Origin of the sequence: Corallococcus sicarius (genome assembly GCF_003611735.1) — a bacterium.
GTDB classification, from domain to species: Bacteria; Myxococcota; Myxococcia; order Myxococcales; family Myxococcaceae; genus Corallococcus; species Corallococcus sicarius.
This window is the reverse complement of sequence record NZ_RAWG01000196.1, coordinates 1-17,859: the sequence shown is the minus strand read 5'-3', so window position 1 is coordinate 17,859 and position 17,859 is coordinate 1. Positions and strand designations below refer to the sequence as shown.

The following is a 17,859-nucleotide window of genomic DNA, read 5'->3' as shown; positions in this document are numbered from 1 at the left end:
GGAGGGAGGGGCGCGCCCGGCTGCGTGTCACCCAGGTCGAACGCGATGCCGCAGAAGCCGCAGGTGTAGTGCGTCTGCCCGGCCTGGAGCTTGAAGGGGGCGTTGCAGTCGGGGCAGCGGGAGGTTCGAGGTCCAGTCCGGGCCATGACCCCGGGTCTATCACCCTGGCATCCCGGCGACACGGGTTGGCGGCTTGAAACACAGAAGCCCCGTTCCTCCAGCGGGGAGGGACGGGGCCTCTGGACTTCAGGCGAAACGCGCTCCGGGACTACGGAACGGTGGCCTTGACGGACACGCCCGTGAACGCGCTGTAGCCGCGCACGGAGACGTACCAGGTGCCCGCGGCGGGGCTGTTCAGGGTGCAGGTCTCGGCGTTGCCGCTGGCGTAGGGGCGGCAGTTGTAGGCCGACGTGGTGGGCTGCGAGCCCTGGCGCACGTAGAGGTCCGCGTCACCCGTGCCGCCCGACTGCTCGACGGTCAGCGTGGTGGCGCCGGCGGGCACGGTGATGGCGAAGTGCGTGAAGGAGCTGGACGCGCCGGACAGGCCCGTCTTGTCGAGCAGCGTCGTGCCCGGAGGAGGCGTCGTGCCGTTGATGGTGGAGTTGATCCAGCTCTCGAAGGACGACACGCGGCCGTAGAGGCCCGGGTACTGCGCGTCCGCGCAGCCGTAGCCCCAGCTCACGATGCCCGCGAGGACGCGGGTGCTGCCCTTGAGGACGGTGAGCGGACCGCCGCTGTCACCCTGGCAGGAGTCCTTGCCCGGCGAGGCCGCCGCGAGCTGGTCCGCCGTGATGGTCTCGTCGGGGTAGCTGGCCTGCGCCTGGGCGTTGCTCAGCAGCGCCACGTCCACCGTCTGGAGGGTGGTGGGCAGCGACGAAGAGCCGCTGGTCAGCGTGCCCCAGCCCGTGACGCGGGAGATGACGCCCGGGGCGGTGACGCCCGCCGCCGCGTCCGCCGCGGTGACGATGGGGATGGCCTTCACGTTCGGGCCGCTCAGGTCCAGCGGCGAGGTCAGCCGCAGCAGCGCCGCGTCCTTGCCCACGCTCGGGTCCGAGTAACCCGGGAAGACGACGACCTGCGCCACCGTGCGGATCTGCCCGGAGGTGCTGTCGGTGCGGTTGGTGACGCCGGCCACGATGCGGCCCGGCTTGGAGACGGTGCTGCCCGACTTCACGCAGTGCTGCGCGGTCAGGATCCAGTTCGCGTTGAGCACGGAGCCGCCGCAGAAGTGGCTGCCGCTGGTGCTCTGCAGGGACACCTGCCACGGGTTCGCGGCGATGGTGGTGTTGGTCCCTCCGACGATGTCCTGCGTCGTGGAAGCGGGGGCCTCCACCGGGGCCTGCTCTTCACGCTTCTCCTGCGGACCGCATCCGACGACCAGCAGCGACATCACGCTGGCGGCTGCCCAGCCACGCACGACCTGACCTGAAAGCATGTGAACCTCGTCAAAGGGGTGTTTTATGAAGCGCCGGGATTGTGGAGGAGCCCGGTTCCTCTTGTAAACCCTTATGCGTGATTTTATAGCAACTGGATAACTACTGTAATCCTGTTGTCCAGCCGGGCACCTCACGGCAGGGGTCCGTGGGTGATGACGACGTCGTACTTCTTTGTGGTGAAGAAGGTCTTGTAGGCGGCCATGGACGCGAAGTGCCGCGGTCTGCCAGGCGAGCTCCCCCTGCGCTGGGGAGTGGGACGCGGAGGACTGGCTTTCCGGTTTTCATGGGGGCGCAGCAGCGCATGTCCTGCCGGACCCGGGCGCAACATCCTCGGCGCATCTGGCGCGCGTTGGCGTGGAAAGGGATTAGGCTCGCGCCAATGGACAAACGTTGGATGTGGGCGGTCGTGTCGTTGGCGGGGAGTCTGATGTTGGGAGGATGCGGGTCGTCCTCCTCGCCGCAGGATGCGGGCACGGTGGTGGACGCGGGCACGGTGGTGGACGCGGGCACTCCGGACGACGGGGGCTCACCGCCGCCGGATGGCGGAACCGTCGAGCCCCTTCCGTGTGAGCGCACGCTGGGCGTTTGCGCCGGGGCCCGCCGCGCCCAGGTGGATGGGGCCTATGAACCGGTGTGCACGGCGCTGTCGTATGGCTCCAGTTACGAGACGACGGAGACGCGCTGTGATGGTGTGGACAACGACTGCGACGGCGTGACGGATCCGGCCACATGGTCAACGGTCACGCCGCTGGCGGAGGCCCTGACCCAGAACAACGTGAGCAGTGTCCGCGTGGCGGAGGGCGTGCTGGTGGCGGTGCTCGACCAACCGGCGGTGGCTCGCATCGTGCGGATGGACACCTTCATGAAGCCGCTGGGCACCACGGACGTGCCGGTGGACGTCGTGGACCCGTCGGGGGCCCTCGGCACCGTGAAGAGCCAGCTGCTGTCCACCTCGCGGGGGCCCGCGCTGTACTACTCCTCGACGGGCGCGGTGGCGGACCACACCCGGGGGCATCTCGTCCCGCTCGATGCGCAGGGGCGCCCCACGCCCGGGCAGGACGGCGGTACGGGCGACGTGGTGCTCTTCGACCATCCCGTAGGTGGGGTCGCCAGCAAGGCGGCCGTGGCGGCGGAGGGCTCACGGGTCTTCGTGGCCTGGGCGGACGGTCCCTACCTCGCTGGGGCTCACGAGGTGCTGGGCACGGTCACGGACCTGGACGGGAAGGTGCTGGCCGCTCCCCGGGTCCTGATGCGCATGACTCCCGAGGGCGCCATCGTGGACCGGGTGGAGGTGCTGGGGTTGAGCACGGGAGGCTTCCTGCTGGCGGTGCTCCAGGAAACAGGAGGCTTGGGGGAGGAGCTGGTTCGGCTCCAACGCTTTGACAGCGACCTGCTGCCCGTCGGTGATGAACGCACTGTCGATACGGCCTACTCGCCGACGCCCCAGCTCGTGGAGCTGGGCGCGTCACCCGCCCTGCTGGTGTGCGACACCCGGAATGACGACAAGCTGGCGGTCGTGAAGAACCTCTTCGACGGGGGCACGCAAGAGACCGTGGCCGTGACGACGCCGCACGAGCTCGCCTGGTTCGGTGCCACGGCCACGTCCCACGGGCTTGAGATTGCCTGGCTTTCCGTCCGCTCCGCACCGGTGTCGGGAGGGGACACCTGGTTCGACTGGCGGGGCCGCCTCTGGGCCCTGGGGCAGGGCGGTGCCCCGAAGGACTGGACTCCGGGCCCCGAGCCGCTGCCCCTGCACCGGCATGCGCAGTGGGTGCTGCTGGAGGAGCTTCCGGAGAGGTGGATGGGCGCGATCGTGATGACCTCCACGCAGACGCCGCGCACGCATCAGCTCCAGGCGGCCCGCTACTGCTCCGCCCCAAGCCCTACTCCGTGATGAAGGTGAAGCCCCCGGCGACCTCCAGCCGGTAGCCGGGGTCTTCGAACACCACGCGGCAGCCCGTGCCTTCCAGCATCTCGCGCACGTGGCTCACGTGCACCCGCAGCGAGTTGTCATGCAGCCGCGGGTCGTAGTCCGCGTTCCACATGGCCCGCACGCAGTCCTCCTTCGACAGCGTGCGGCCCGGCTGCCGGGCCAGCGCGTACAGCAGCCTGCGCGGCAGCGCCCGCCGCTCCAGGGAGATGACGCGCCCCAGGGCCCGCAGCTCGTGGCGCCGCGCATCCAGCACCACCTCGTCCGTCGCCTCGGCCGTGGGCCCGGCGTCCGCGCCCGGCAGGGAGGGCAGGGTGCGGGACAGCTCTGGAATCAGCTCCGGATCCACCTCTCCCTCCGCCGCGGCGCGGGCCGCGCTCTCCAGCGACTCCTCCGCCTCGCGCGACCTTCCCGCCAGCCGGTGCAGCCCCGCCCGCGCCAGGTGGCCCACCGCTCGCTCCAGCGCGAAGTCGCCTCCCACCGCCAGCGGCTCCAGCGCGGCGAGCAGCCCCGTGGCCCGCGCGGAGTCCCCCTGTCGGGCCGCGTCCAGCGCCGCCAGGGCGCGCTGACGGGCAGCCACACCGGGGCGCACCTCTCGCGGCTCCACCGTGACAGGGGGGCTCGCGGGCCCCGGCACGTCCAGGGCCCGCGCGCCCTGCACGGCCCGCAGCAGGCCCACCACGCCCCGTGCCCGGGCCTCCGCCTCCACCGTGTCCAGCAGCGCCTGGCCCTCCGCGCGCCGGCCCAGCTCCAGCAACATGCGGCCCGCACCAATGCGGCAGAGCATGCGGACGAAGAGGTAGCCCGCGCGCTCCGCCCGGGCCTCCGTCTGCCTCAACGCGGCCAGCGCCGCCCGACGCTGCCCCAGCTCGCCCCGCACCCACGCGTCGATGCAGTCCAGCTCCAGCGCGAGGCGCGGCGCTCCCAGCTGTCCCAGCCGCTCCCGGGCGCTCGCGAGCGCGGCCTCGGCCTCCGTGAAGCGGCCCAGCCGGCTGAGGATGCCCGCGGACATGGCCGCCACCAGCGGGCCTCGCGAGTCGAGCGGCGCGTCCTCCAGCAATGACACACATCGGGCCAGCGGGGCCGCCAGCTCGCTGTCCCGGCCCTCAATCCACAGCATCAGCGCGCGGGCATAGGCACACCACCCCAGCACCCGCTTCTCCCCGGAAGCCTCCGCCGCGCCGTCCAGCACCGCGAGCGATTCGTCGATGCGCCCCTGGAAGAAGAGCAGGGCGGACAGGGCCAGGAGCTGCTGGAGGAACACCTCCGCGCTGCTCGGGATGGGCATGGCCTCCAGCGTCCGCTGGCACGCCGCCGTCTCCAGCGAGAAGAGGGACACCCGGACCAGCACCGCGCCCACGCCCTCGCGCAGGGCCTCGCTCGCCGTCGCTCCCGGCGCGTCCAGCGAGGCCCGCAGCTCCAGCAGCTCCGGGTACGCCCGCCGCAGGTCGAGCAGCCGCACCCGGGCGCGCGCATGGGCCAGCCGCACCTCCGGCGTGTGCAGCGCGGCGGGCAGCGACTCCAGCAGCGACAGCAGCTCGTCCGCGGCGCCGTGGCGCACCAGCGCCTCCGCCTGGGCGACGATGAAGTCCGCCCGCGCCTCGTGACGGCCCATCGCCTGGAGGTGGCGGCACACCGCGCGCACCCGCATCACCGCGGGCAGGGGCTCGCGCTCCAGCGCCTCCAGCAGGGACGCGTGGGCGGCGTCCAGCTCCTCCGGGCCGAGCAGCGACACGAGCGCCTCACGCACCAGGTCGTGGACGCCGTGCCTGCCCTGTGCGTCCGTCTCCACCAGCAGCCGCGCGCCCAGCCGCCGCAGGGATTCGCCGGCCGTGCTCCCGGGCAGCACATCCTGGAGGGTGCTCGCCGAGAGCGGCACCGCGCTCAGCGCCAGCACCGCGGCCAGCTGGCGCTCGTCCCCGGGCAGCGCCGCCAGCGCCGCGCGCACCGGCTCATCCCCGCCCGTGTCCCCGGCATGGGCACGGCGCAGGAGGAAGGGCAGCCCCCGCGAGCGGCTCCACGCGGCGGTGAAGCCATCCCGCTCGCCATAGAGCGCGTCCAGCTCCCGCCACAGCAGGCGCGCGGCCTCTTCCTCCAGGCCATCCAGCCGCAGCTCGAAGCGGTCCGGGCTGCTGGCGTGCCGGGGCACGGACTCGCGCGAGGTGGCCAGCAGCGTCCCCTTGCGCAGCCGTCCGCCCAGGTCCTCCACCAGCGCCACGCGCTCCGGGGGCGACAGCACGTGCAGGTCGTCCAGCACGCACAGCGCGCGGCGGGCCTCCAGCTCGCGCGACAGGTCGTCCAGCCGGGACGCATCCGACAGCGCCTGGGCCACGGGCGCTTCGCGCAGCAGGCGGCGCACGTCGTCCACCACCGTGTCCAGCGTGTCTCCCGGCAGCACGCGCCGGTGCACGACGGTGCCCCGGTGGCGCGAGGCCACCGCCGCCGCCAGCGCGGACTTGCCCGCACCGGGCAGGCCGTAGACGAGCCCGGTGTGCACGCGCTTCAACATCTCCCCCATCCGCCGCACCTCCTGGGCGCGGCCCACGAAGACGGCGGGCGGACCGAGCCCGGGGGAGGATGGCGTGCGCATGGCGCCGCCATTGTAGGGTCAGAACCACCCCTTCTGGCAGCCCGCCTATTGCGCGGTGGCCGTTCCCGGGAGCTGGGGACCCTGGGGGTCGTTCCCGGGGTTGATGTAGAGGCTGAGCTCGCTCATCCGGTAGAGCACCGCCGTGGAGTCGTAGTTCGCCGTCGGCGACATCATCAGGGCGATGGCCTCCTCCGGCGTCGCCGCGCCGGCCACGGCCAGCACCCAGTCCGGCGGGGTCTCCGGGAACCCTTCCACGTGCTCCACGGGGTTCTGCACCCACTGCTGCGCCAGCTCCATCAGCCGCTGCCCCTCCGCGTTCGTGAAGGACAGCGTCACCGAATCGCCGGTGCCCTCCATGCCCGGGTACACCTGGCGCAGGCCGTCCAGGACGTTCGGCTCCACCCCCGTCGCCGTGGCGTCATAGGTGTGGGTGGAGGGGTCGTTCACCTCGCCCGCGATGGCGAGCGTCACCGGGCCAATGCGGCCGGAGTACTCGAACAGCTGCCGGCCGTCGTCGTAGGTCGTGTACGTGTAGTCGTCCGTCACGGGGGTGGACTCCCCGAAGGAGACGGCCACGGTCAGCTCCTGGGTCACCTGGCCGGAGATGACGTCCACGGTCGCGGCGTTGGAGGTGCCGTTCGCGGCGTCGTTGCCCGGCAGCTGGCCGGTGGCGAGGAAGCGGTCATAGGCCGCCTGTCCCTCCGGGGTGGAGATGTCGAAGTCCACCTGACGCGCGGACTGCTGGTCCACCGTGCCGGTGGTGGACAGGCTGACCTCCACGCCCGCCGCCTTGATGCCAAGGCCCCCGGTGCGCGACACCGTCTCCGTGGGCCCGATGGTCACCCGGACCGTGTTCTCGTCCACCTTGTTGATGGCGATGGACATGCCCCGGGCGCGCTCCACGCTGTCGCTCACCGTGAGGTCGAACGCGTTCGCGATGTTCTGGAACGTCACCGACATGCCGGTCTCCATGAAGGTCTCACCGTGCATCTCGATGGTGGTCCCCACCGGGAGGTTCCCCGGCTGGAAGGGGCTGAGCAGCGCGGCGGCCTGTTCGGGCGTGGTGATGCCCGCCGCGGCCTCGCGGGGCAGCGACACCTGGTAGGACCCGCGGGCCCCCGTCTCGCCGGTGACGCTCGCGGAGACCAGCGGCGTCTCCACGCCGGCCTCCGCCTTGACGCTGACCTCCGCCTCCACGCTGAAGGTGGTCATGTCCCCGTCGGTGCTCTGGCTGGCTTCCACCTCCGAATACGCCCCGACGGTGAGGGAGAAGGGGCCTCCCTCCAGCTCCACCTCCAGCTCTCCGCTGGCCTCCACCGACACGCCGTTCGGACTGACGGTGAGGGCGCCTTCCAGTCCCGCGCTCACGGAGAGCGGATTGGCGGGCGCCGCGGGCGGAGGCGGCGGGTTGTTCTGGACGAACACCGGGCTGCTGAAGGGATCCAACACCGGGTTGCGCCCGGCGCTCCGGGCGGCCGTGAAGCCGTCGGAGAAGAAGCCCGCCCCCTGGGTCCTCGCGGCCGCGACCGGCGGCGGCGGTGGCAGGCAGACCGGCCCCTGCGGCCTGCTGACCGTCGGCTTCTGGATGGCGTTGAAGGGCTTGGGGCCCAGGATTGATGCCGACATGTGCGTCCCCCTGATGAATCCGTTGAGGGAGTTGTCGCCCAGGTCGTCAAACGGGATGCATTAAGCCGAGTTAAATCCGCGCCCGCCCGGGGCCCGGCCGCTCAGGTGTCATCCCGGCTGAGGTCGCGCAGGTGGCTGACGTCCCCCCAGCTCACCAGCCGGAAGCCGCCCGCTTCGAAGTCGAACCGGTTCCAGCTCGCGTTGAGGACGGCGAAGGCGCGGGGTGTCGCGGGCGGGATGCCCAGGCAGTGGCGGAACAGGCTGCTGAGCAGCCCTCCATGGGTCACCACCACGACGCGCTCCCCCGGGTGGCGCCCGGCCAGCTCCTCCAGGCACGCGACCGCGAGCCGCAGCCTTTGTGACGTGCTCTCGCCCTCCGGGATGACGAAGTCGGGGCCGCCGGCCGCGTAGTGGGAGAAGACCTCCGGGTGTCGCAGGCGCGCCTCCGTGCGCGTCAGCCCTTCGAGGATGCCCAGCCCACGCTCGCGCAGGCGCACGTCCTGCTGGAGGGCATGGCCCGTCGTGGCCGCGATGCAGGACGCCGTCTGCACCGCGCGGCCCAGGTCGCTGGAGTAGAGCGCTTGAAAGCGAACGGTGGCGAGCCGGGCCGCGAGCGCGTCCGCCTGGCGCAAGCCCCCCAGGCTCAGCGTGCTGTTCAGGTGCCCCTGCAGGCGCTCCTGGGCATTCCATTCCGTCTCGCCATGGCGGAGGAGGATGAACTCGGTCGTCATGTCGCCCAGCGTGACGGGGCGCCTCCAGAGGGGCAAGCCATTCGGTGGTGGCAGGCATCCAGGCCCGCGCCCGCGCTGCCCCCGGGGTGGACAGGGCCGTCGTGCACACGAAAGCCGCACGACTCATCTTTCTTGGAAACCACGAATACGTCTGTGTTTCAGCCAGAAGGCGTCTTGGGGGATGGGGCCGTTGCTGACTCCTGCGCAGGAAACCCGGGCGTCAGGCGGATGCACTCCGGGACGGCTTGGGACTTGAGGCGGGAACTACCACTTTTCCTCGCAATTCCGAACTGGAGCGAACTTCCGTCCCGCTGTCAGCGGAGGGAGTGAAGCCACACGCGCCAGGCCGAAGGGGGAGGCCTCATGGAGCATGGAACGAGTGTCGAAACGCTTTCCACGGTGGTTGGGTCCCTGGATGCGGCGGAGGGCAGTGCGCGGAGCTCACCCCGCCTCTGTTCGCTGCGCATGCTCGTGGTGGACGCGGCCCTCATCGCCGCATCGCTCTACTTCGCGGCGCTGACGCGCTTTGACGGCGTGCTGCCGCCGGACGCCCGGGAGATCCTGCCGGGCGCGCTGTCGCTGCTGCTGATGGTGCGCCTGAGCGCCCTCGTGTGGATCGGTCTGCACCGCTGGTCGTTCCGCCGCTCCGGGCTCAACGAGGCGGTCCGGCTGGTGATGGCCAACATCATCGGCACCATCGGGTTTGAGCTGCTGCGCTCCGCGCTCTTCGTCGAAGCGCTGCCGGGCCAGGTGATTGCCCTGGAGTTCTTCGCCACCACCACGCTCCTGGGCATCCACCGCTTCGCCCCGCGCATGGTGCGGCAGTGGTACCTGGAGCAGCGCCGCGCGCGGGCGGACGGCGCCCAGCGCACCCTCATCGTGGGCGCGGGCAGCGCGGGGGACCTCCTGCTGCGCGACCTGATGCGCACCCAGGTCAGCACGTGGCACGTCATCGGGCTGGTGGACGACGACCCGGGCAAGCAGGGCACCTTCCTCAATGGCAAGCCGGTGCTCGGCGTCATCGACGCGCTGCCGGAGATCATCAAGAAGCACCGCGTGACGCAGGTGCTCATCGCCATCCCGCGCCTGTCCCCCGAGCGCACCCGGTACCTCCTGAGCCTGTGCCGGCACCAGAGCGTCAGCTTCAAGATCATCCCGGCCTCCTTCGCCTACCTGGACCAGAAGGTCACCGCCGCGATGCTGCACGACCTCAGCCCGGAGCACCTGCTGCCCCGCGACCCCATCTCGTTCGACCGGGAGGAGGTGCACCGGCTCGTCTCCGGCCGCCGCATCCTCGTCACCGGCGGGGCGGGCTCCATCGGCAGTGAAATCGCGCGCCAGGTGGCGGGACATGCCCCCGAGTCGCTCGTGGTGGTGGACATCAACGAGAACGAGCTCTACCTGCTCGTGCGCCAGCTCCAGTCGCGCTACCCGCGGCTGCCGGTGCACTCCATCGTGGCGGACATCCGCGACCTGGACCGCATGATGCGCATTGGCAAGGAGTACCTGCCGCAGTACGTGTTCCACGCCGCCGCGCACAAGCACGTGCCCCTGATGGAGGACTCCCCCGAGGAGGCCATCAAGAACAACGTCTTCGGCACCCAGAACGTCGCGCGCATGGCGGACGCCTGCGGCGCGGAGCGCTTCATCCTCATCTCCACCGACAAGGCCGTGAAGCCCTCGTCCGTCATGGGCGCGTCCAAGCGGCTCGCGGAGATGGTCATCCGCGACATCGCGGAGACGTCGCGCACCACGTTCGCCGCCATCCGCTTCGGCAACGTGCTGGGCTCCGCGGGCAGCGTGGTGCCCCTCTTCAAGCAGCAGATCCAGGCCGGCGGGCCCGTCACCGTCACCCACCCGGACTGCACCCGCTACTTCATGATCATCCCGGAGGCCGTGGGGCTCGTGGTGCTCGCGGGCCTGGGCGGCTACGGGGAGCTGTGCATCCTGGACATGGGCGAGCCCGTGCGCATCGCGGAGCTGGCCGCGAACATGATCACCATGACGGGCCTGGTGCCGGACAAGGACATCCCCATCGTCTACACGGGGCTGCGCCCGGGCGAAAAGCTGGAGGAGACGCTGCTGAGCGAGGAGGAGGAGCTCACCCAGCACGTGCGCAACCGCATCAAGGTGGCGCGCAGCCCCGCGCCTCCCCCGGACTTCCAGCTCCAGCTCAAGCGGCTGGACCGGGCGGCCCGGGCCGGTGACGCCCACGACGTGAAGCGCGCCCTCCAGGACCTGCTGCCCACGTACACCCCGTCGAAGCTGCGCGGCAGCGATCAGCCCGTGAGCGCCTAGCCTCCTGAAGGCGGCGGAAGTCCCCGGGGCCCCGCGTGTTCGCGGGGCCCCGCTGTCGTTTTCAGCCCTTCAGCGCTTCAGCTCTTCGGCGCCCGGTAGGTCGGAAAGAAGTCCCGGTCGGTGCACCCCTCCGACAGGCGGGCGTAGACGGCCGGCTCGCAGATGACCTCGTGCGTGTGCAGCCGGGTGCTGGCGTTCGCGAAGCCGCGCTTGAAGTCCTCCAGGCCATCCCCCGGCTGGAGCCCACCCCCCAGGTGGAGCGGAAGGCCCAGCCGCTTGCAGAGTTCAATCATGGTCTCGAAGACGTTCTTCGCCGGCGAGCGCGCCAGGTGCGCGTCCGCCGTTCCCCCCAGGTAGTAGTGCAGCAGGCCGTCACTGCGGACGATGACCGAGGCGGACGCCACCTGGCCGTCAGGTGCGCGCGTCGTCGCCAGCCAGGTCCCGGGCGAGGCGAACAGCTCCTCGAAGTACGCTTCGGTGAAGAAGTACCGGTGGCTCGCCCCGTCGCGGACCATGGTCTGCCGGTACACGCTCTGGAACCCCTCCCGCTCCTCGCGGGGTGCGTCACAGGAAGCACCCACCGTGCTCACGAAGCCCAGCCGGGCGTTGCGCCGCATGTGGCGGCAGTGCGTCTCCCTGGGCGCGATGGGCAGCCTCGGGTCCACGAAGAACACCTCGTTGCGCGCCGTCGCCTCCGCGAAGCAGCGGGGGCCCTCCACCCGGTCGCGTACGAAGATGCTGACCAGCTCCGTGGCCCGCCAATCCACGGCGTGTTTGGGCACGTCGCACAGACCGTCCACCGAGCCGCCTGGAAACCCATACGGAGAGATGGCGTCGCGGTAGGGCGTTCCCTCGATGGGCCGCACGATGAGTGGCACGCGCAGCACGCCACCAGTATCATCCTGGATGCGGAGTGTATGGGTTACCTGTTCAGCCCGCAGGTGATGCGCGGAGCGGAAATACTCCTCTGAGAACGCCGAGGCTCCCGCATCGGGAACCAGCATGGCGGTCGCTTGGACCCTCCTCATCTCTTCCTCCCGTCCTGTTCGCGCGAAAACAACACCGGCTCAGGCACTCAGGCCCCTGAGGACTTGCAATGAAGACAAACGGGCAAGCCGCTTCAATCTTTGTCTAATCACAAAGGAATTCAGCGGGCTCCCCAAGCCTTTGTGCGGCTCGCGAACGCACTTCGGCGTTCCCATTGCCAAGGGTAGCAGACCGGGCCCCCCTGCCGGTCCTGCCCTCCGGGATCCCCCTGATGTTCGACTCTCGTCGTCGCAACACGCCTGGTTTCGCCCTGCCGTCCCTGTTGTCGCTCGCCCTGCTGGTGGGTGGTGCCTGCGGCCCCAACCCGGAGACCCCCGCTCCTGGTGAAACGGCCACGGTCGACACCCGTGAAGAAGCCTCGCCGGAAAGCCCCGAAGCCCTCGCCCCCGGAACGGAGCAGCTTGCTCCCCCTTCCGAGGAGACGGCCCTGCCTGCTCCCTCTCCGGAGGCGGCCGCGGAGCCGTCCCTGGGGACCACCGCCCAGGCCGTCACGGGCCTGCGCACCGTCGCGGGCTGGGAGACGCTGTTCCTGAACCGCTGGAACTCCGAGCACACCGGGAGCTTCCTGCCCAAGAGCAGATCGCTGGACAGCTGGCAGTTCTATGACCTGGCCTACGGCATCGACGGCAACACCGCGATGTATCGCGCCACGGGCAAGACGCAGTACATGGACCGGGCCCTGCTCTATGTGAACAACATGGTCGGCAACGCGAAGTCGTCCGCGTCGCTGCCCCGGAGCCAGTTCAAGGATGGCTACATGGGTTGGGCGTCGGCGCGCTCGGACACCCTGGGCCAGGAAGTGCCCCTGTTCGAAAGCTACTGCTGGCGGTACGTGACGCGCATGCTGCGCGTCATCAAGGAGACGCCCGCGCTCTACGGCAACGCCACCTACCGCGCGCAGTACGACCGGCTGCTGGCGTTCACCGAAAAGAACATGTTCGAGAAGTGGAACAAGCGCAGCGCGAACAGCTACATCTACCGCGTCAACACGCACATGGCCTCGCACTGGGCCTACATCGCGATGGACCTGTCCCGGATGACGACGGACGCGACGAAGAAGGCGACCTACCTGACGGTCTTCAACAACATCAACCGCGACCTGCCGACCAACACCTCGTCGCTGCGCGGGCAGTTCATCACCAGCACGGTCAACCCGTCGGCGTACTTCTGGAGCGCCACGTGGGGCTCCAAGGCGCGCCCCGGCCAGGACGTGGCCCACGGCAACGGCGTGATGGCCTACCTCACCGAGGCCCATGACGCGGGCATGGAGTGGACGGACGCGGACATGCGCAAGTTCGTCGTGACGCTCAACAACGTCATCTGGCCTTCCGCCGGCCGCTACGCCAACTACGTGGACGGCACGGGCACGGGCACGGGCTGGTTCAACGACGGCCTGATGAAGCTGGGCCGCTACAACATCGCGCTCCAGCGCCGCCTGGAGACGCACTCGGTGGGCCAGAACACCCAGTTCTACGGCAACGCCGCGCTCAACGTGAAGCTGCTGGACAGCGGCTCCGCGCTGTAGTTCCGCGGGTCCGCGGTTCCTAATGCGGACAGACACCCCCTCCTCCCGCCCGAGTGCGCGGGAGGAGGGTGTGTGCGAACGCTTCGGGCAATGCCGGGGACTGGACCCGGCCCGCCCCGGAGCCCCCGCATGTCCTCCCGCATCTACCTGTCCTCGCCCCACATGGGCGCGCTCGAGCGCGGCTATGTCGAAGACGCCTTCGCGAGCAACTGGATTGCCCCCCTGGGACCGCACGTGGACGCGTTCCAGGAGGAGTTCGCCCGGTGCGTGGGCACGCCTCATGCGCTCGCGCTGAGCTCCGGCACGGCCGCGCTCCACCTGGCCCTGCAACTGGTGGGCGTAGGGCCTGGTGACGAGGTCCTGGTGAGCACGCTCACGTTCTCCGCGTCGGTCAATCCCATCCGCTACCTGGGCGCGTCGCCGGTCTTCATCGACAGCGAGCGCACGTCCTGGAACATGGACCCCGCCCTGGTGGAGGAGGAACTCGCGAAGCGCGCGCGCACGGGACGGCTGCCCCGCGCCGTCATCGTGGTCCACCTCTACGGCCAGAGCGCGGACCTGGACCCCATCCTCGCGGCGTGTGACCGCTACGGCGTGCCCGTCGTGGAGGACGCGGCCGAGGCCCTGGGCAGCACGTACAAGGGGAAGGCCCCGGGCACGCTCGGCCGCGTGGGCATCTACTCCTTCAATGGCAACAAGATCCTCACCACGTCCGGAGGCGGGATGCTGGTGTCCCCGGACGGGCAGCTCGTCCAGCACGCCCTCAAGCTGGCCACCCAGGCGCGCGACACCGCGCCGCACTACCAGCACTCCGAGGTGGGCTACAACTACCGGCTCAGCAACGTGCTGGCCGCCATCGGGCGGGGACAGCTGCACGTGCTGGAGGACCGGGTGGCCGCGCGGCGCGCGAACCACGTCTTCTACGCGAACGCCTTTGAAGACCTGCCGGGCCTCACGTTCATGCCCGAGGCCCCGTGGGGCCGTCACACGCGCTGGCTGACGACCGTCACCATCGACCCGGAGGCGTTCGGCGCGGACCGGGAGGCGGTGCGCACCGCGCTGGAGCGGGAGAACATCGAGGCGCGGCCGGTGTGGAAGCCCATGCACCTGCAGCCCGTCTTCGCCTCCTTCGAGCGGCGACGGGGCAGCGTCGCCGAGTCGCTGTTCGACCAGGGACTGTGCCTGCCGTCCGGCTCCAACCTCACCCACCACGACCTGACACGCGTGGTGGAGGTGGTGCGTGCCGTGCACCGGCGGACGGTCCGTCGTACGGGGAGCTGACCGGGCCGCCCGCCACCTCGCGCAGCGGCACGACGGGGGCCACCGGCACGGCGCGTGCCGGAGGCTCGCTGCCCAGGAACTTGTTCATCGTCGCCTCGCTCACGAAGGAGATGCCCTGCCGCTGCACCACGCGCAGCAGCGTGAGGGCGAGCACCTTCGCGTCCAGCGCGAGGCTCCAGTGGTCCACGTACCAGACGTCCAGCCGGAAGCGCTCGTCCCAGCTGAGCGCGTTGCGCCCGTTGACCTGCGCCCAGCCGGTGATGCCCGGCAGCACGTCATGGCGCCGCGCCTGTACGGCGGAGTAGCGCGGCAGGTACTCCTCGAGCAGCGGGCGGGGGCCCACGAGGCTCATGTCACCCCGGAGCACGTTCCACAGCTGCGGCAGCTCGTCCAGGCTCGTGGAGCGCAGGAGCCGCCCGGCCCAGGTGAGGCGCTGCTCGTCCGGCAGCGGGTTGCCGTTCGCGTCCGTGGCCTCCCGCATCGTGCGGAACTTGAAGACCGTGAACAGCCTTCCTCCCAGGCCCGGACGGACCTGGCGGAAGAGGACGGGGCTGCCCAGCGTCACACGGACGAACAGCCCCGTGAAGACCATCACCGGAGCCAGGCACAAGAGCCCCGCTCCCGCGGCCACCCGGTCGATGCATCGTTTGAGGAACAGCCCGGCGCCTGACTGTCGTTGCATGATGGAGGCATCCCAGTGCGTGGCGTCAGGCCCGGTGCCGCGCTCCGATGACGCCACAGGCTCGAAGCCTGAGCAGACTAGAAGTCACCCAGGCACTCCACCACCGCCCCCGGGCCTCAGCCCGCTGTTGGCTCCCGAGCACCCACGGCCGTTGTGGCCGGAACCGTGGGGCCGGGGTCTGCTTGCTGGGGCGCCATCCGCCGCCACGCGCGAACGGTGAGCAGCACGCTGCCCGCGAGCTCCGCCATCCACCCGAGCCCCAGCGCCCACGCCGCCCCCACCGGCCCCTGTGTCGGGACCCACACGAGGCTGGCCAACACCACCACGCCCACGGAGACGATGAGCAGCACCACCTGTCCGCCCAGCTCGCGCGCCGCGGTGAGCCCCACCTGGAGGCTCACGCAGATGTACTCCAATGCCGCGGCCCCCATCAGCCAGACGAACAATTCCAGATTTTGCGCGTACGCGGCCCCGTAGAAGAGGGTGAGCGCCCAGCGCCCCATCAAGGCCGCGCAGCCAATGGCACACACGCCCACCAGCGCCGCGCTCCCCACGAACGCCGCGAGCATCCGGCCGAAGCGCTGGCGTGCTCCGTCCGCGTGGTAGCGCCCGAGCCGGGGGCTCACCGCCATCCCCATCGCGTGAACCACCCGGCCTCCCAGCGCGGCGAAGTACGCGAGCGCGGCGTACATGCCCAGCTCCGCCTGGCCGGCGTGCGCCTCCAGCAGGTAGCGGGGGGCGTTGGGGCGCAGCGACCCCAACAGGGCGGTGATGCCCAGCACGTAGCCCAGCCCCAGGAGCGCCTTGAGGGGGGCGCCCTGCTCGCGCCACGGCGTGCGCCACAGGGGGCGCCAGGGGTGCGCGCCCGGGAACTCGCGCCGGAACGCCTGCGCGTCGAAGAGGAAGAGGACCACGGCCCAGGACAGCCCCAGCGCGGCCGCCCCGGCGACGGGGCTCTTCGTGAGCCAGAGCGCGAGCGTCACCGCCACCACCGACAGCACGCTCTTGGCGAGGATGGAGCGGGCGATGAGCGCCATCCGCTCCGCCTTCTGGAGCGCGCCGTAGAACACTTCGCTCACGGCCTCGAAGCCCTTGGCCACCGCCACCAGCACGATGACCGCGCCCTCGCGCGGGGAGGACGCCACGCACGCCGCGATGGCGCAGCACGCCGCCACGGCGACGAGCACGTTGAGCACCATCAGGCCCAGGTAGTGCTCGAAGCCATGCACGCCCCGGGCGTCGGTGGCCTGGAGCGTGCGCAGCTGCATGCGCGCCAGCAGCAGCACCGGCGCGGTGATGGCCAGGGCGAGCGCGAACTCACCCACCTCCTCCATGGTGCCCAGCCGCGCGAGGGCCACCAGCACGGCCCACTGCGCGAGCGCGTACCCGAGCCCGGAGGAGAGCGTCCACGCGAAGTTGCTCCCCACCGAGCGCGGTGTCACGACCGCGCCGCCGCGCGCTGCAACACTTCCGACAGCCGCTTCGCCGCGATGTCCGCGGAGTAGCGCTCGCGGCCCAGGCGCGCCGCCAGCGCCCCGGCCTCCGCGAGCCACCGCGGGTCGCGCAGCCTGCTGGCCAGCATCCCCGCCGCGGCGGGGATGTCCTTGGGCGGCAGGCGCAGGCCGAACGCTTCCCGGTCCATCAGCTCCGCCTGCCAGCCGCCGTAGTTGAGCGCGAGCGGACGGCCCGCGGCGAGCGCGTCGAAGAACTTGTTGGCGGAGTTGTCCTGCATCCCCTCCACGTCGGTGAAGAGGGACGTGGCCATGGTGGCCGCGCTGAGCACCGCGGGCACCTGCGCCTTGGGCACGCTGGGCAGGAAGAAGAGGTTGGTGTCCTTCACGCCCAGCTTCTGGGCCAGCGCGTGCAGCGACGCCTCCTCGCGGCCCTGGCCCATGATGACGAAGCGCACCTCCGGGTCCCGCTTGAGCATGTCCGCGGCCACCCGCACCAGGTAGTCCACCCCGTTCACCAGGCCCAGCGTGCCCGCGTACAGCACCATGGGGCGGTCCTGGAGCCACGGGTACTTCTGGCGGAACGCCTCGCCCGCGGACGGGGGCACCTGGAAGCGCTCCGGGTCGCAGAGGTTGGGGATGACGGTGATCTTCTCCGGCGACACGCCCGCCGCCTCCACGCCGGCCTTCATGCCCGGCGACAGCGCGATGATGTGCGCCGCCCCCGCGTAGGCGGCCTTCTCCAACAGCTGCGCGGCCATGATGGCGGAGCGGCTCTTGAGCGCGCCCACGGCGATGGGGATGGCGGGCCAGAGGTCGCGCACCTCGAACACCATGGGGCGGCTGTTCCAGCGCGAGGCGAAGATGCCCGGCACCGCGATGGTGAGGGGCGTGCTGGTGGCGAAGAAGACGTCGCCGGACAGCTGCGCCGCGCGGCGCGTGGAGTTGACGGCGAAGTGGCTGAAGGCCCGGATGCGCTCCGGGTAGCTCATGGCGTTGTTGTAGGGCACCGGCAGCCAGTGCACCTGGATGCCGGCCTCGTTCGTCTCGCGCCAGCCGCGGGCCTTGTTCCCGGGCCGGGCGTCGGAGGTCACCATGTGGACCTCGTGCCCCATGCCGACCAGGCGGCGCGCGAGTTCATAGGAGCGGGTGCCGCCGTGCATGGTGGGCGTGTTGAAGTACTGGTGCAGGTAGACGATCTTCATCTCAGGTCGCTCCGGTGAACGCGGGTTGGGGAAGGGGTTGGGGATGGGGTTGGGGAT

Annotated in this window: 12 protein-coding genes; 4 read left to right on the top strand and 8 right to left on the bottom strand. The window is 70.8% G+C overall.

Going from position 1 to position 17,859, the window contains the following annotated elements; all coding sequences use genetic code 11:
* Positions 1-268: 268 nt before the first annotated feature.
* Positions 269-1,435, bottom strand: a complete 1,167-nt coding sequence (locus D7X12_RS26410) for a trypsin-like serine protease (RefSeq protein WP_120628049.1) — start codon at positions 1,433-1,435, stop codon at positions 269-271.
* Positions 1,436-1,863: 428 nt separating this feature from the next.
* Between D7X12_RS26410 and D7X12_RS26405 the strand changes: the two genes are divergently transcribed.
* On the top strand, positions 1,864-3,330 hold the full coding sequence (locus D7X12_RS26405; protein ID WP_147443811.1) for a putative metal-binding motif-containing protein: 1,467 nt from the start codon (positions 1,864-1,866) through the stop codon (positions 3,328-3,330).
* On the opposite strand, the gene D7X12_RS45150 is transcribed toward D7X12_RS26405, so the two are convergent.
* The 3 genes from D7X12_RS45150 to D7X12_RS26390 form a co-directional block, all read right to left on the bottom strand.
* On the bottom strand, positions 3,320-5,956 hold the full coding sequence (locus D7X12_RS45150; RefSeq protein WP_120628047.1) for a winged helix-turn-helix domain-containing protein: 2,637 nt from the start codon (positions 5,954-5,956) through the stop codon (positions 3,320-3,322). The two genes, D7X12_RS26405 and D7X12_RS45150, sit on opposite strands and share 11 nt — an antisense overlap.
* 45 nt (positions 5,957-6,001) lie before the next feature.
* Positions 6,002-7,582, bottom strand: a complete 1,581-nt coding sequence (locus D7X12_RS26395) for a hypothetical protein (protein ID WP_120628046.1) — start codon at positions 7,580-7,582, stop codon at positions 6,002-6,004.
* A gap of 101 nt (positions 7,583-7,683) precedes the next feature.
* Entirely contained in the window at positions 7,684-8,313 is a 630-nt protein-coding gene (locus D7X12_RS26390) for a histidine phosphatase family protein (protein ID WP_120628045.1), read from the bottom strand.
* A gap of 399 nt (positions 8,314-8,712) precedes the next feature.
* Between D7X12_RS26390 and D7X12_RS26385 the strand changes: the two genes are divergently transcribed.
* Positions 8,713-10,611 (top strand): nucleoside-diphosphate sugar epimerase/dehydratase, encoded by a 1,899-nt coding sequence (locus tag D7X12_RS26385; RefSeq protein WP_244224785.1) that lies wholly within the window; start codon positions 8,713-8,715, stop codon positions 10,609-10,611.
* A 77-nt stretch (positions 10,612-10,688) separates the two neighbouring features.
* Here the strand turns inward: D7X12_RS26385 and D7X12_RS26380 are convergent, their stop codons facing one another.
* Positions 10,689-11,498 (bottom strand): GNAT family N-acetyltransferase, encoded by an 810-nt coding sequence (locus D7X12_RS26380; RefSeq protein ID WP_244224784.1) that lies wholly within the window; start codon positions 11,496-11,498, stop codon positions 10,689-10,691.
* Between the two features lie 371 nt (positions 11,499-11,869).
* Here D7X12_RS26380 and D7X12_RS26375 point away from each other — a divergent pair, with 371 nt between their 5' ends.
* Both D7X12_RS26375 and D7X12_RS26370 read left to right on the top strand, forming a co-directional pair.
* Entirely contained in the window at positions 11,870-13,183 is a 1,314-nt protein-coding gene (locus D7X12_RS26375) for a hypothetical protein (RefSeq protein WP_120628042.1), read from the top strand.
* A gap of 129 nt (positions 13,184-13,312) precedes the next feature.
* On the top strand, positions 13,313-14,464 hold the full coding sequence (locus D7X12_RS26370; protein WP_120628041.1) for a DegT/DnrJ/EryC1/StrS family aminotransferase: 1,152 nt from the start codon (positions 13,313-13,315) through the stop codon (positions 14,462-14,464).
* On the opposite strand, the gene D7X12_RS26365 is transcribed toward D7X12_RS26370, so the two are convergent.
* The 3 genes from D7X12_RS26365 to D7X12_RS26355 form a co-directional block, all read right to left on the bottom strand.
* The gene (locus D7X12_RS26365) at positions 14,385-15,146 is read right to left on the bottom strand and encodes a sugar transferase (protein WP_120628051.1); all 762 of its coding nucleotides are present in this window, start codon (positions 15,144-15,146) and stop codon (positions 14,385-14,387) included. The genes D7X12_RS26370 and D7X12_RS26365 overlap by 80 nt on opposite strands.
* Before the next feature lie 116 nt (positions 15,147-15,262).
* Positions 15,263-16,588, bottom strand: a complete 1,326-nt coding sequence (locus D7X12_RS26360; RefSeq protein ID WP_120628040.1) for a lipopolysaccharide biosynthesis protein — start codon at positions 16,586-16,588, stop codon at positions 15,263-15,265.
* The coding region (locus D7X12_RS26355; RefSeq protein WP_244224783.1) for a glycosyltransferase family 4 protein at positions 16,585-17,859 on the bottom strand (1,275 nt) is incomplete at its 5' end. The genes D7X12_RS26355 and D7X12_RS26360, both read right to left, overlap by 4 nt.